This window comes from Terriglobia bacterium (assembly GCA_032252755.1).
GTDB lineage: Bacteria > Acidobacteriota > Terriglobia > Terriglobales > Acidobacteriaceae > JAVUPY01.
Map to the genome: position 1 here is coordinate 27074 of JAVUPY010000041.1, position 14410 is coordinate 41483.

Below are 14410 nucleotides of genomic sequence, written 5' to 3' on the forward strand. Positions count from 1 at the left end.
CCGAGACACTGCCCGATCCTTGAGTTCTTCCGATTGAGTTCACGCAAATCGTTGCGAACTCGTGACCCTAAAAGCTGACCTTCAAGATGCGTCCGTTGGTGCCGACGAGCCACCCGGCTTTCGGGCTGGCGAAAGCTACGCCCCAGTAACCAGTTACGCCTTCGAGTGAATACCAGGTATTGCCTTCATCGGGAGTCCATGCGGCTCCGCCGGCGTTAGCGGTGATGACGACGGAGCGTCCACCTTGTGCGTCTCCGCCGCCGGCGCCAGTGGCGTTGCCTACGTAAGCGAGACCGAAGATCGCACCGGTAACGGGAGGTTTGTTAGTCAGAGTCCAGGTTTTGCCGCCGTCAGAGGAGACTGCGGTTGCAGCATTGTTGGGATCTGCAGGGTCCAGGTCTCCGCCGCCGACTATTCCGTGGAAGGCGTTTCGGAACGCGATGCTGAAGCCGCCGGCGCTGGGGGAACTGACAAGCGGAGTGTCATAGGCGTTCCATGTGTTTCCGCCGTTGCGTGTGGCGAGGACGCGAGCAGTTGTGGCGCCTCCGGTGGTGATCCAGGCATTCTGGCCGCCCTGGGTCGCAATACAGGTTCCGCTGGAGGAGAACGAAGCTTCTCCGGGCAGAGCGGGAGGCATGTTGGCACTGATGGACTGCCAGGTCGTCCGGTTCGTGGTGCGGATGTCGGGGAAGACGCCGTTGACGGAGTCGCTGTGCGCGATCCCGCGATTGGGAGTCCAGAAGGACATGCAGTCGTAAAAGGCCCCGGTGAGCTGGTTCTGGAACTGCATGGTCCAGTGTGCGCCGCCGTCGGTCGTCTTGTAGATGCGGAAGTCGGTCGGGTTATCGCCAATGGACATGAGGTAGGCGACCTTGGCGCTTACGCCCTGGACATCGCGGAACTGGAGCGACTCGGCTCCGGGGACAACACCAGAGCGCCAGTGCGCGCCGCCATCGGTGGTGACGACGAACGTGCCTCCGCGTCCGCTGGCCCAGACAATTTCCGGATTCACGGGACTGACGGCGATGAGACCCTGGTTTGTTCCGCTATTCTGCGGAGTGAGCGTCGGCTGCTTGGGATGCTGCGCGAAAGCTGTAAAGGAGAAGACGAGGACCACGAAGAGGATCGGCAAGCGTTTCATACAGACCTCCGGGCGAATCGTGGCGCGGGGGAAGTATATATCAACGGAAGGACCGAAACTCGGGTGAGCCGAAACGGCGGTTCACGAGCGGAGCTACGACAGAGATCCTGCGCGGCGGGTTTGAGAACTTTCAACCCAGGCGTCTAATTCTGAACTTGAAGCGATCACAGCAGCCTTCATTCTGGCTGCGGGACGATGCACCGGCAATGAGAACAACTGCTCCCAGCGTTGGGCGGTGCGAACGCCGGAGCCTAGATGCGCCGCGATTTCTTTCCACCCCTTCAAGACTCGGTTGCCGCGATTGCCATTCGCGGGCTCTGCAATTACGCGAGTAGATGGTTCACAATCGAGGGGCGACGCGATCGTCGCGCGTTCATTGATCGCAGCGGAAAGGACATTCGCCATACAGTCCAGGAAGAGCATCTCCGAGGGCGTGAAGCGACGCTCTTTCCGGCAGTGCACACCGAGAACACCAAATTGCCTGCAGCGGCCAGATATCGTGACGCTCATGCCACTGTTGATATCATGCCTGGCGAGAAGCGGTGGAGCAGCAAATCGCGTTTCCCGGCGGAAGTCTCGCACAACGATGGGAGACGATTGGGTGAGGGTAAAACCGGCTTGAAATCTGGCACAAGGGGCAACGACTGCCTCGCCAACATATCCAGCATCCCATCCCAGGCCCCATTGCAGCTTCATGCCGGATTCCTCGTCGAGCAATTGCAACACCTTAACGTAATCCACATTGAGGCTGCGCAATAGAGACGGCATCGCTACTTCGACTACTTCGTCGATGGATGACGAGCTCATAGCGACTCGACAGAGATTGGTCAAGGCCAGCAATTGGGAGCTTTCATTGCAAACCATGTAACGGAACTCCTGGTGAGTTGGAAAGTAGTTGGATCGGTGCCCTAGATTGCTGATTGATGCTACTTGGAGCGGCTACGATTCCGCAAAATCTGCCAGCGGCATCTGTATGATTCAGCTCTGTTAGGGATGCCCGGGAGGCCAGGCGCAGTAATGTCGCAAAAGGGAGGATTCGAGTTTCGCCGCGTGTTCGCTGCGGATTTCTCACAAGTGCAGCACTGCTTTGCACTTCCGTGGCGATTCGTGTATCCTCGAAGTCGTTACAGGATAACGATAAATTGAGAGCAGGAGCGCGTTAGTTTCAGTGTTAGCACGAGAGCAGAAGGCCAACATCATTACGAAGTACGCCACCCACGCAAATGATACGGGAAGCCCGGAAGTACAGATCGCGATTTTGAGCGAGAGGATTGGGCAGCTTACGGATCATTTCCGCACGCACCAGAAGGACCATGCGTCCCGCCGCGGTCTTCTGATGATGGTCAGCAAGCGGCGTCGTTTGCTGAACTATCTGAAGAAGTACGACACCGAACGTTATAAGACGGTCATTTCGAAGCTGGGCATTCGCAAGTAAGAACGTCCAGGTTCGCAATATCGGATTAGTTCGTCAACGTACGTGATCGCGACCTGCCGGTTCCGACTGGCAGCATCGTTTGGGTCTACCGCGAGATGAACCTCGCGGGTTGACTGAGTGGGGCCCTCAACCGGAGCGTTTCCGGTGAGGGCAATCGCTTTTACCCAACGAATTGGCCTTGGCTCGTGAATCGTCCTGTGGCACGGTGGAGTGCCGTTCCTACCTTTGTCATTGGCGGCTCGTATCCACTTGTGTAGTGCTGCATTGTCGCGCGCCCTGGATGGAAGGAAAAAATGAAGCAGGAAGCATCCGTTACCCTCGCTGACGGAAAAATAATCTCCTTTGAAACTGGAAAATTGGCGAAGCAGGCGCATGGAAGCGCCGTGGTTCGCATGGGCGACAACGTGATTCTCGCGACCGCGTGCGCGAACGCAGAGCCACGGGCGGGCATCGACTTTTTCCCGCTGACCGTGGATTATCGCGAGTACACCTACGCCGGCGGCAGAATCCCCGGCGGTTTTATCAAGCGCGAAGGGCGTCCGTCCGAGCGCGAAATTCTCACCAGCCGACAGATCGACCGTCCGATCCGCCCGCTGTTCCCGGAAGGCTTCCGGTGCGAGACACAGGTCATCGCCTTCGTTCTCTCGGCGGATACGCAGAACGATCCCGACGTGGTTGCGATCAATGGCGCCTCAGCCGCGCTAGCGCTGTCGGATATTCCGTTTGCGGGACCGATTGGCGCCGTACGCGTGGGTCTTGTAGACGGCAAGTTCATTTCGAACCCAACCTACGACGAGCAGCGCAACGGCAAGTTGAGCCTGATGGTTGTGGGCACGGCGGAAGGCATCGTGATGATTGAGGCCGGCGCGAACGAAGTTGACGAGGAGAAGGTCGTCGACGCGATCGAGTTCGCGCACGAGGAGATCAAGAAGATCTGCGCCGTGATTAGTGAACTGGCGCAGCGGGCAGGGAAGCCGAAGCGCGCGCTGGAACCGGTAGTGATCGATGAAGCGTATGTCAGCGATCTGCGCTCAAAGATTGGCGCGCAACTTACAGACGCGCTCGACACCCAGAAATACCCGAAGCTGGAGAGCTACGCCAAGGTCAAGGCGATCAAGGATGAGTTGAAGGCTGCGCTGCCCGAAGAAGACGAAGAGGGTCGCGCGAAGGTGTCGAAGTATTACGAAATCCTTCGCGAGCGGATTTTCCGCGAGCAGGTAACGAAGGACAAGCGGCGTCCGGATGGACGGGCGTTCGACGAGATCCGGTCGATCTGGATCGAGGCTGGAGTTCTGCCTCGTACGCACGGTTCGGCGATTTTCACCCGCGGCGAAACGCAGGCGTTGGTCACGACCACACTCGGCACCAGCGACGACATGCAGAGGATGGAGCGCTTCGAGGGCGAATCGAAGAAGCGGTTCATGCTGCACTACAACTTCCCGCCGTTCTCGGTCGGCGAAGTTTCGTTCCTGCGCGGCGCGGGACGGCGCGAGATCGGACACGGCGCACTGGCGGAGCGTTCGCTGGCGGCAGTGCTGCCGTCGGAAGAAGATTTCCCGTACGCAATCCGCGTTGTCTCCGACATCCTGGAGTCGAACGGATCGTCATCGATGGCGTCGGTTTGCGGCGGTTCGCTGAGCCTGATGGATGCGGGCGTTCCGTTGCGCTCAGCAGTTGCCGGCGTGGCGATGGGATTGGTTAAGGAAGGCGATGATTACGCCATCCTGACTGACATCGCGGGCGCGGAAGACCATTACGGCGACATGGACTTCAAGGTGGCCGGGACGTCAGACGGTATTACCGCGTTGCAAATGGACATCAAGATCATGGGCATCACGCCGCAGATCATGCGCGAGGCGCTGGCCCAGGCGAAGCGCGGACGGATGTTCATTCTCGACAAAATGAACGAGGTGATCACCAGCGGGCGCACGAAGGTGAGCGAGTACGCACCACGGTTCTACACGCTGCAGATTCCGCCGGACAAGATTCGCGACCTGATCGGGCCGGGAGGCAAGGTCATCCGCGGCATCGTGGATGCGACGGGCGTGAAGATCGACGTCGAGGACAGCGGCAAGGTGCAGGTGGCGTCGTCGGATTCCGCGGCGGCCGACAAGGCGATCCAGATGATCACGGAGATCACGGCGACGGCCGAGGTAGGGAAGACGTACCTCGGAAAAGTCACGCGGCTGGCGGAGTTCGGCGCATTTGTCGAGATCATTCCGGGCACGGATGGGTTGCTGCATATCTCGGAAGTCGCTGAACATCGCGTGAAGGACATCAAAGATGAGCTTCGCGAGGGCGATCAAGTCCTGGTGAAGGTTCTGGCGGTGGAAGGCAATCGCATCCGGTTATCGCGCAAAGCGATTTTGAAAGAGCAGCGTGCGAAGATGGCGGCGGCACAGGGTGCCGGCGAGCAGCAGCACCATCCAGCGGCCGGCGAGACGACTGTGAACGTGGATTCCGACGGCGCAGCGGAAGGCGCGGGTGGCCCGGTGACGTTCGAGGGCGGTCACGAAGACGCCGATGTCGAAGAGCCGAACTTCAACCGAATCGACGCGGAGCCGGCACATCGCGGCGCTCCGGGCGGCGATCGCGGAGATCGTGGACCGCGAGGCGATCGTGGGCCTCGACGCGGCGGACCAGGCGGCGGACGCGGTGGACGCGGCGGCGGTCGTGGAAGAGGGGGACCGCGGGGACCGAGACGGTAGGTTTCACTGAAGTGATCAGGCCCGGCAATCAGCCGGGCCTTTTTGCGTGAAGGCGAACCGCGGATTTACGTGGATCAACGGTTATAAAAACGAAAAGCGGATGCCTCGCTGCGCTCGTCAGGACAATTCTATTTAAGAAGCCGGATCAGAGACGTAAGGCTTCAGTTCCTTCCAGTACGCGGGGTCCTGCAGGTAGAGCGTATTGAGGTAGACATTGACATCGTGCTCGGGAAATTTTCCCTTGATGTCGTCCACGGCGGTTTTGATGGCATCGGCCGAAGGGGCGTTCTTCTCGGCTTCTTCGGAGAGCAGGCCGTCCTTGTGCGGGATAGCGGCGGCGTCGAGGAAGGTGACGAGGAGTTCCTTGCGGTGCGACAGATGGAAGGCGGCAACGACGGCCATCAGGACTTCCGGCGGGATCGACGGGTACTCGATCAGCATTTTGGCTTTGCGCGGGGCGGGGAGCGCTTTTAGAGATTTCAGGCGGAAGTTGTAGCGCTTGGCCATGAGTTGCATGGTGCTCAGTTGCTGGGCGCGGATACTGTCGCTGCTCCAGAAGGATTCGGCGGCCTGAAAGCGTTCGTCGGCGGAGAGTTGTTTCCAGAGGTCGGTGTAGGTAGCTGACATGAGTCGAGGGTAATTGGGAGAGGCGGTGGGGTGCAAGCTGGCGGTACGGAGCGAAAGGACAGGTTACAGATCACACCTCACATGTCACGGAAGGCAATTAGCGATCAGCCGACGAATGAGCCGGTCAGTTACCTGCAGAAGAAAAACGCCCCAGCCTTTCGGCTGGGGCTAAGTAATCAGGGACTCGGTTAGGAGTCCTCAGGAGCTTAGAACTGGAAGCGCACAGCCAGCGCGCAAATCCTCTCTGCCATAACTAGGGCTTATTTGTTTTCACCTCGGAATTGCGAAGCATCTCAATTGACTTTTGAGCACGGTCCCCTATGGCAGAGCCTGGATTTAGATCTACGATCTGTCGAAGGCACTTCACGGCTTCCTCGTTCTTCCCCTCCATCACATAGACTCGTGCAAGAAGAAATGGAAGATCCGGAATGCGGGTGTAATCCTTCGTGAGTGCCGTTTTTGCCGCGAGTTCGGCTTTGTCAAGATGGCCGGTCTGCAGTTGTATTCGCGCTAATTCATAAAATGGTTCTGCTCGATTGGGCTGTGCTTTATTAGCCAAGCCCAATATCTTGGCAGCTTCGTTCCATTGCTGTTTCTTCACTTCAACGTTTGACAAGCCGATGTATCCGTACAGAAATTCAGGGTCGGCCTTGATGGCGGCATTGAAGGATTCTTCTGCATCCTTGAGTTTGCCCTGTGTCAATTCGCACATTCCTGTCTCAACATGGGCCACAGCAAAGGTAGGGGCAATCTCGATGGCTTTCTTCCCGTACTTGATAGCGGACTTGCAATCCCCCCGCCGGCGAGCTTGTCGCGCGCGTTCGAGCTCCTTCCGTGCCTTCTCGGGGGCAGCAAGATATCGCACGGAAACGAGTGGATCATCGGGAATAACGGTGGTATCACGTACAGCATTGGGATCAGGTTCGAGCATTACAAATATCTGTCGTGCTCCACCACCCATTAGTTCGATCGACGCCTCGCCTGGAAGATACCCGGGAAGCATTACGCGAACACTGTAGCTACCATTTGGCAGGTTGATCCAGTCTACCTCGCCCCGTGAATTGGCATAGGCAGTCGGCATCGGCATATCTCCCTTGAACAGTTCAACCTTGGCCAGGTTTACCAGGTCCCCAGCATTGGTAAGTCTGATCTGAAGTTGCAGGCTGTTAGTGGGATTGCCGAACGCTGTTGTCGACTGCGCAAGGAGTGAACCCGCGCCAACTGCGAGAGTGAGTACGACAAGGTACCAGAATTTCATCTTAGACCCCCGATATCAAGGTCACGAGAACTCCGGATATCAACAAAAAACCGGGCCGGCGTTTCCGCCGGCCCAGGCACATTATGCCTCAGAAGACAAAGCGAAGACCGAGGCGCACTGAGGTTGGCAGCTGCCAGAGGTCATTCTTGTTGAAGCGTGGATCGATGATAGTGCCACCATTAGCGGCGTTATACGCTGTCAGCGATGTCATCCAGTCTCCAGATCCATTCCAGCCGTGTCCGAGGAACTCATTCACGGTTGGAACCGGAACGATTTCTCCGGTCGCGTCGAGGATGTCTAGATCGATTCCTGCCGCCCAGTTAGCTCCGTATCCATTCTCCGTCGGAAAGGGATAACCGTACTGAAGTGAGCCCTGGGTAATGTTGCGGTAGCGATGCAACACAGTCTTCTGATTGAACAGATTCAGCACGTTCACGTTGAATTCAATACTCTTCGATTCACTCTTGAACGGCTTGAAGACCTGTCGAAGCGAAAGGTCCGTTTGCGAGAACCAAGGCAGACGGCCCAAATCGCCACGGCCATTCATGATCATCTCGGAGTTCTCGACGGTCGCGATGGTCGTGATTGGGGCGCCACTCTGCAAGGTAAAGAAGGCGCTAATCTGTGGCAGGTTCTTCGGCAATTGGTACGTGCCGTTGAACTTGAACTGGTGCGGACGGTCGGTATTCAACGGACCGTACGCTAGTTTCCCGTTATTAGCCTGGTAGCTCAGGTACCACTCGTCGAAATACCGCTCGACGTTTGGATCGGTACGGCCTCCACCGATGGAGGTAGAGGTATCTTCGTCTGAACTGGCCAATCCGCCGTAATTGCCATACAGCCGACTATAGGTGTAGCTGAAGTCGGTCATCCAGCGTTCGGCGAACGGTCTCCGGATACGGAACTCACCCGCGTTGTAGTTGCGCTTCGCCTTCGGAGTCGGCGGAAGGTCGATAGCCTGAAGTTTCGAAACCGAGTATCCGAACCCAGGGTTAGTGATGTAGTACAGCTCACCTACCGAGGTCAGGACGCCGACGTCTTCAATTGTACGGTCAAGCTGTTTGTGCACGAACTGGAAGCTGAAAATCCAGTTCTGCGGCAATTGCCATTCCGTTCCAAGCGTCGCGTTCTGCATTCGCATCGGCTTGATAGCAGGATCGAGGGTGTCGAACGAGGGTAAGCGCCAATCGCGGTCTTCGACAAACTGTAACGGGGTTCCGAGGCCTGTCGCCGTTGGCACTGGGTAGGGATCGCAGGTGGTGCTCCCACCCGTGAGCGAACCGGTGCAATTCGGAGAGAAGCCGTCTGCGGCATGCGCTTGACCCATTCTGAACCAATTGTTAGCCGCATCCGTATTCAGCAGGTAATACTGGCTGTGCCACTTGAAGCCGCCAAACGAGCCTTCCGCCATGGTCAGCTTCATTTGGTCGTAGAACATACCCCAGCTACCGTAGATCTTCGCTTTGCCGTTCCCTAACAGGTCGAACGATGCTCCGAGACGAGGAGCAATCTTGTCACCATATCCCCACTTCACGGCAGCATGTTGGTACTGCGGTATCGAGCTAAACGAAGGAATCTCTTCCGATTCGAAACGGATGCCGGGATTAACCGTGAGCCGATTCAAAATCGTCCACGAATCCTGGAAGAAGAACGCATTGTGATCGGTATGCAGTTTTGCGAGTTCGCCAAACGGCGAGCGGACTTCAACATAACCGCACGGGTCATAAGTGTTTCCATCTGGACCTACACAAGAGCTGGTGCGCTGTCCGGCGAGGCTGTTGTAGGGGCGGCCCCACGCGAATCTCATATAGTCGTAGACGTGTGCACTGGCAACATCCAGTGCCCAACGTTCCCAGATATATCCAGCCTTGAAGTTATGCACTCCACCAAGATTGAAAGTCGTGCTGCCGACCGTGGTCCAGCTGAGCTTCTTCTGGAAATTCTCGGTCGTTGCGTAGACATCATTGGGATCCTGGTTGAACCACCCGCTGGGAACATATCCTTCCTGGCCGGGCTGCCAACCAATCACCGAACTGGGATCGTAGCGGGCGTTCAGTGTCGGTACGCTCGGCTGGAGGAACTGGATCAGATTGTTGGCGTTGAAGCCATAGCGGCTATCGACCAGGATCTTCGGAGTAACTGTCCACGTGGCTCCGCCGCCAAAGCTGTATATCGGATATTTGTAGCCTTCATTCCGCCAGTTGTAGCTGGAAGAACTTAGACCAAATTCCTTACCACTCGTCGGGTCTACATAAGTTATGTAGCTCGGCAGACCACCTACGTAGCGGAAGGTATCCTGTGAATAGTTAAGGAACAGGCGCAGCTTTTGGAACGGCTGAAGATCGATCTTTGCCAGTCCAGCGCGACGCGTCCTTTTCTGTTGGAATTCCTGCTGCACGCCATCGTCCAACATAGTCTTACGCGAGATGTTGTTGAACGTAGGGTTTGCATTTACAAAAAACCACGCCTTATCCTTCCAAATCGGACCACCCACATTGAAGCCAATTTCATTGGAAGTGAAATGGTCGCTCCCAAATGTCCTGTCGGCGACCTTTGTGGAGTCCACTGGGTCTACATAGACGCGGTGGCAATTATATCCACCACCCGTCGAATCACCTGAGAAGTTTAGGAAACACCCACTCAATCCGCTGCCCGTGTAATAGTAGTAGCCCATCCCGTGGAAATCGTTGGAACCGCTCTTCGTAACAACTGAAACCACGCCGCCCATCGCACCGCCAAACTCGGCTTCATACCCGCCGGTCTTGACCTGCATTTCCTGGACGACTTCGGTTCTCACCGTCTGGTTATTCAGGCCATTGAAGATGTTCGACGTCGTGACACCGTCGACGTAGAACTGATTCTCTGAACCCGAGGCGCCATCAACGGAAATTCCGCCGGCGAACGTCTCCTGGTTAACGCTCGGAGCCAATCTAACGAAATCGTCGGCGCTGCGCGCCCCCGGGAGGAGGGTAAGAGACTCGCCCTGATACACCTGTGCAGATTCGCTTTTCACGGTATCAATCTGCACGGCGTTCGCGCTGACTTCAATCGTCTCCGAAATCGCGCCTACCTCCATGGGCATGTCAATCGAGTAAGACTTGCCGACTTCTACCCTCACATTCTCCTGCAGGGCATGCTTGAAGCCGCTCTTTTCCACGATGACTCTGTACGTTCCAGACGGCAGATTACGGGCAAAGAACAAGCCCGCGGAATCGGTTGTGCCCTCGATGGGTCGGATTAGAGATGGCGAGGAGACCGTCACTTTCGCATCTGGAATCACAGCCTTCGAAGGGTCGACTGCTTTAACCACTAGATCGCCGGTTAACTGCTGAGCTGCCAGCGGTACCGCAACCAGACATAACGCAAGCAGCGCGAGTACGACTGCGTAGCCCTTACTAAGTCTCATGGATACAACCTCCTGAGAATTCGTTTTTGGAAAACGGTGAAAACGCGACCGAAATAGCCTCACATCCCCAACTATCGGGGTTGTGAATGTCTCATTTGGACTTGGAGCCTAGGAGCCCTTACCTGAACCCGTGGCCTGGAACGGCTGGAACCGTGTTGCTAGGGAAGTGGCAATTGAGAGTCCAAGAGGTGGTAGCGCCTAAGTGCCTGAAAAAGAAGATTGTGCATAATAATATCCACAAAAGTGCTATTAAATTCCGGATTGCCTAGCACTTATAGGCTATTAAATTCGGAATTACAGCTGGAGTGAACTATCAAGATTCAGGCAATTACGCTACTGGCTTGGCGTTTGGGGAGCATTTCGCCGATGCGCTTCATTTGGGCACCGACGCCTCGGAGCTTTTCTTCGATGCGCTCGTAGCCGCGGTCGATGTGGTAGACGCGGTCGATGATGGTTTCGCCGTCGGCGACGAGAGCGGCGAGGACGAGCGAGGCGGAGGCGCGGAGATCGCTGGCGAGGACGGCGGCGCCGCTGAGAGGTGTTTTGCCGCGGACGATGGCGCGGCGGCCTTCGACCTTGATGTTGGCGCCCATGCGCACGAGTTCGAGGACGTGCATGAAGCGGTTTTCGAAAATGTTTTCGGTAATGATGGATGTGCCTTCGGCCTGGGTGCAGAGCGCCATGTATTGCGCCTGAACGTCGGTGGGGAAGCCGGGATACTCTTCGGTGTCCATATCGGCGGGCTTGAGCGGGCCATCGCCGATGATGCGGATGCTGTCGCCGTTGGGGCGGACCCGGACGCCGGTTTCTTCGAGTTTTTGCAGAAGCGCGGTCTGGTGCGAGGGGTCGCAGGCGCTGACGATAAGGTCTCCGCCGGTGAGTGCGGCGGCAATGATGAAGGTTGCGGCTTCGATGCGGTCGGGGATGATGCGGTGACGCGCGCCGGAAAGTCTTTCGACGCCATGGATGCGAATGGTCGAGGTGCCGTGGCCTTCGATGCGGGCGCCCATTTTGATCAGAAGGTTCGCGAGGTCGGTGACTTCGGGCTCTCGAGCGCAGTTCTCCATGACGGTCTCGCCTTCGGCGAGGGTGGCGGCCATGAGCAGGTCTTCGGTGCCCGTGACGGTGATCTTGTCGAAGACGATGCGGTTTCCCTTGAGGCGCTCGGCACGGGCTTCGACATAGCCGTGCTCTTGCGTGATTTTTGCGCCGAGGCGTTCAAGGCCCTTGATGTGAAGATCGATGGGGCGGGCGCCGATAGCGCAGCCGCCGGGCATGGAGACGCGGGCGAAACCCATGCGCGCGACGAGCGGTCCGAGGACGAGCGTGGAGGCGCGCATCGTCTTCACGAGCTCATAACTGGCTTCGGGATTGTGGCTGAGATTGCGGGTGCAGATGGTGGTGCGGTGCTGGGCGCGTCCGTACCCGAGTTCGACTTCGGCGCCCATGGCGGAGAGCAGGCGGCGCTCGGTCTCGATGTCGCGCACTTGGGGAATATTTTCGAGGATGACGGGTTCTTCGGTGAGCAAAGCGGCAGCCATGGCGGGCAGCGCGGCGTTCTTTGCGCCGCTGATCTTTACCGTGCCGAGAAGGGGATTGCCGCCGCGAACTACGAACTTATCCATTGAATCGTGTCTCGTTTCGTTTCATTCTACGGGCAAATGGATCGGTAGTAGTTGAGTGAAAGGTCTTAGCACTTCCGGAATCGTCTCTGCTACTTCGACACAGGCTTCAACTTTCCGATCGCCTTCCTGACGTTGCCCTTTGCCTTCTTCAATCTCTTTTCCGCGTCTATTCGGGGCACTCCCGCTTCGAGCATGACTAAAGCAACGGGGACGCTGCCGCCGGCGGCTTGAAGGGCATCGACGGCGGATTCGCGGTCCAGCCCGGTGAGTTGCTGGAGGATGCCGATGCCGCGCTCGGTCAGCTTGCGGTTCTTCAAGTGCAGGTTGACCATCAGGTTGCTGTAGACGTAGCCCATGCGCGTGAAAGCGCCGGTGGTGATCATATTGAGCACCATCTTCTGCATGGTTCCGGCCTTCATGCGCGAGGAGCCGGCGAGGACTTCAGGGCCGACGCCGACAACGATGCTGTGCGATGCGAGCTTAGTGATCGGAGTGCCGGGGTTGGCGGTGATGGCGATGGTCGTCGCACGCTTGCGGCGGGCGTATGCGAGCGCGCCGAGGGTGTAGGGGGTTCGGCCGCTGACGGCGAGGCCGATGACGACATCTTTTTTCGTCGGCTTCTTGCTGGCCATGTCGTGTTCGCCCATCTCTGTGGAGTCCTCGCTGACTTCAGTTGCGTGCCCGAGAGCGTAGTCACCGCCGGCGATGAGGTACTGAACGAGCCGCGGCGGGACGTTGAAGGTGGGCACGCACTCGGACGAGTCGAGCGCGCCGAGGCGTCCGCTGGTGCCGGTGCCGACGTAAATGAGTCGGCCGCCGTTCTCGAATGCGTGGGCGACTATATCCATCGCCTTCGCGATTGCGGGTAATTGTTTGGCGACGGCTTTCGCAACCTTCTGGTCTTCGGCGTTGATGATCTGCGCGATTTCGAGGGCGGACTTCTTGTCGAGGTCGACGGAGTGGGGGTTTGGGATTTCGGTGCCTAGCTCGCGAAGTTCGGTGAGCGGCGGCATATGCAGGAGTCGTGTGTTCTTAGGGGTCACCTATACCTCAAGCGCCTCAACAACGGCGTCGTGAAATCTTGGACGAACATATTTTATGGCCTGGCTGCTGCGATCGGGCCAGACACGATTGGTCAGGAGTGTAACGGAAAGTTGCCGGACGGGATCGCACCAGAGCGATGTGCCGGTGTAACCGAGATGTCCGAAGGAGCGTTGCGAAAAGTATTGACCCGACTGAGAGGGAGATGATGGCGTGTCCCAACCAAGAGTGCGCGAAGAGCCTGCTGGCATCTCTTCTCGACGTGTAAACAGGTTGAGGGTCGAGGGCTTAACGATGGGAGAGCCGAGTCGCAACATGCAGAGTGCGAATTGCGCGAGGTCGGTGACGTTGGAAAATACGCCGGCGTGTCCGGAAATGCCGCCCATCACCCAAGCGTTTTCGTCGTGAACCTCGCCTTGAATGATGCGGCCGCGGAAGTCGTTGTTGACGGTGGGGACGATGTGGGTGCGCCAGTCTTCGCGCGGGTGATAGCCGGTAAATGACATGCGCAAGGGCTTGAAAATCTGCTCGTCGCAGAAACGGTCAAGGGGTTGGCGCGCGAGCTTGGAGAGGATCTCGCCGAGGATGATGAAGCCGATGTCGCTGTATTCGGCGCGGTCGAGCGGCGGGTGAGCGAGCGGCATTTCGAGGGCGAGGCGAAGGATTTCGGCGCGTGATTTCGCGCGCTCGAAGAGTTTTTCATATGCGGGCAGGCCGGAAGAGTGCGCGAGCAACATGCGGACGGTGACGCGCTTTTTACCGGGCTCGGTGCCGAACTCGGGGAAGAAGTCGGCGACCTTGGCGTTGAGGTCGAGCGAGCCTTGATCGTAGAGGATCACCGCAGCGGTAGTCGTGGCAACCACTTTCGTGACAGAGGCGATGTCGTAAATGGTGCTTGGCTCGACTTTGGGCGAGTTGGTGTCGTATGTGAAATGCCCGACGGCTTTGAGGGCGACAATCTCTCCGCGATGGGTGACGCTGACGGCCGCTCCTGGGAAAGCACGGGATGAGACGGCTTCTTCAAGGATGGAGAAGGCGCGGGCGAAGCGCTGATCCTGGCCGCTGAATGCAGCGACGGGGAGCGGATTGTGGCCAGAAAAGCTCAAGGTACGGGTACGAGGTGCGAGGCACGAAGTGCGAGTGGAGGTGGTTTTAACCTCGTACCTCGA

10 protein-coding genes are annotated in these 14410 nt (G+C 57.7%); 2 read left to right on the forward strand and 8 right to left on the reverse strand.

The genetic code is table 11. The features are described from left to right. Nucleotides 1-67: 67 nt before the first annotated feature. Both ROO76_09265 and ROO76_09270 read right to left on the reverse strand, forming a co-directional pair. The gene (locus ROO76_09265; GenBank protein ID MDT8068338.1) at nucleotides 68-1141 is read right to left on the reverse strand and encodes an oxidoreductase; all 1074 of its coding nucleotides are present in this window, start codon (nucleotides 1139-1141) and stop codon (nucleotides 68-70) included. Between the two features lie 93 nt (nucleotides 1142-1234). Further along, the gene (locus ROO76_09270) at nucleotides 1235-1948 is read right to left on the reverse strand and encodes a GAF domain-containing protein (protein ID MDT8068339.1); all 714 of its coding nucleotides are present in this window, start codon (nucleotides 1946-1948) and stop codon (nucleotides 1235-1237) included. Between the two features lie 361 nt (nucleotides 1949-2309). On the opposite strand from ROO76_09270, the gene rpsO reads away from it, so the two are divergent. Next, nucleotides 2310-2576, forward strand: a complete 267-nt coding sequence (gene rpsO, locus ROO76_09275; protein ID MDT8068340.1) for a 30S ribosomal protein S15 — start codon at nucleotides 2310-2312, stop codon at nucleotides 2574-2576. Between the two features lie 293 nt (nucleotides 2577-2869). Further along, complete coding sequence (pnp, locus tag ROO76_09280; GenBank protein ID MDT8068341.1) at nucleotides 2870-5284, forward strand: polyribonucleotide nucleotidyltransferase; 2415 nt, start codon at nucleotides 2870-2872, stop codon at nucleotides 5282-5284. A gap of 132 nt (nucleotides 5285-5416) precedes the next feature. Here the strand turns inward: pnp and ROO76_09285 are convergent, their stop codons facing one another. The 6 genes from ROO76_09285 to ROO76_09310 form a co-directional block, all read right to left on the reverse strand. Further along, on the reverse strand, nucleotides 5417-5911 hold the full coding sequence (locus ROO76_09285) for a hypothetical protein (protein ID MDT8068342.1): 495 nt from the start codon (nucleotides 5909-5911) through the stop codon (nucleotides 5417-5419). Between the two features lie 253 nt (nucleotides 5912-6164). Next, nucleotides 6165-7169 carry a tetratricopeptide repeat protein gene (locus ROO76_09290; GenBank protein ID MDT8068343.1) on the reverse strand — a complete coding sequence of 335 codons (1005 nt, stop codon included), beginning with the start codon at nucleotides 7167-7169 and terminating at the stop codon, nucleotides 6165-6167. Nucleotides 7170-7257: 88 nt separating this feature from the next. Further along, a complete protein-coding gene (locus ROO76_09295) occupies nucleotides 7258-10575 on the reverse strand; it encodes a carboxypeptidase regulatory-like domain-containing protein (protein ID MDT8068344.1) in 3318 nt (1105 codons plus the stop codon). Nucleotides 10576-10895: 320 nt separating this feature from the next. Then, the gene (gene murA / locus ROO76_09300) at nucleotides 10896-12200 is read right to left on the reverse strand and encodes a UDP-N-acetylglucosamine 1-carboxyvinyltransferase (protein ID MDT8068345.1); all 1305 of its coding nucleotides are present in this window, start codon (nucleotides 12198-12200) and stop codon (nucleotides 10896-10898) included. A gap of 89 nt (nucleotides 12201-12289) precedes the next feature. Beyond that, nucleotides 12290-13243 carry an N-acetylmuramic acid 6-phosphate etherase gene (murQ, locus tag ROO76_09305; GenBank protein MDT8068346.1) on the reverse strand — a complete coding sequence of 318 codons (954 nt, stop codon included), beginning with the start codon at nucleotides 13241-13243 and terminating at the stop codon, nucleotides 12290-12292. Next, a complete protein-coding gene (locus ROO76_09310) occupies nucleotides 13244-14347 on the reverse strand; it encodes a serine hydrolase (protein ID MDT8068347.1) in 1104 nt (367 codons plus the stop codon). It abuts the gene before it with no gap. Nucleotides 14348-14410 lie beyond the last annotated feature (63 nt).

What these genes read in the sequence shown, in the direction of transcription:
- pnp (MDT8068341.1), top strand. Translation starts at nt 2,870, where the DNA reads ATGAAGCAGGAAGCATCCGTTACCCTCGCTGACGGAAAAATAATCTCC.
- ROO76_09290 (MDT8068343.1), bottom strand. Translation starts at nt 7,169, where the DNA reads ATGAAATTCTGGTACCTTGTCGTACTCACTCTCGCAGTTGGCGCGGGT.
- ROO76_09295 (MDT8068344.1), bottom strand. Translation starts at nt 10,575, where the DNA reads ATGAGACTTAGTAAGGGCTACGCAGTCGTACTCGCGCTGCTTGCGTTA.
- ROO76_09285 (MDT8068342.1), bottom strand. Translation starts at nt 5,911, where the DNA reads ATGTCAGCTACCTACACCGACCTCTGGAAACAACTCTCCGCCGACGAA.
- murA (MDT8068345.1), bottom strand. Translation starts at nt 12,200, where the DNA reads ATGGATAAGTTCGTAGTTCGCGGCGGCAATCCCCTTCTCGGCACGGTA.
- ROO76_09270 (MDT8068339.1), bottom strand. Translation starts at nt 1,948, where the DNA reads ATGAGCTCGTCATCCATCGACGAAGTAGTCGAAGTAGCGATGCCGTCT.
- ROO76_09265 (MDT8068338.1), bottom strand. Translation starts at nt 1,141, where the DNA reads ATGAAACGCTTGCCGATCCTCTTCGTGGTCCTCGTCTTCTCCTTTACA.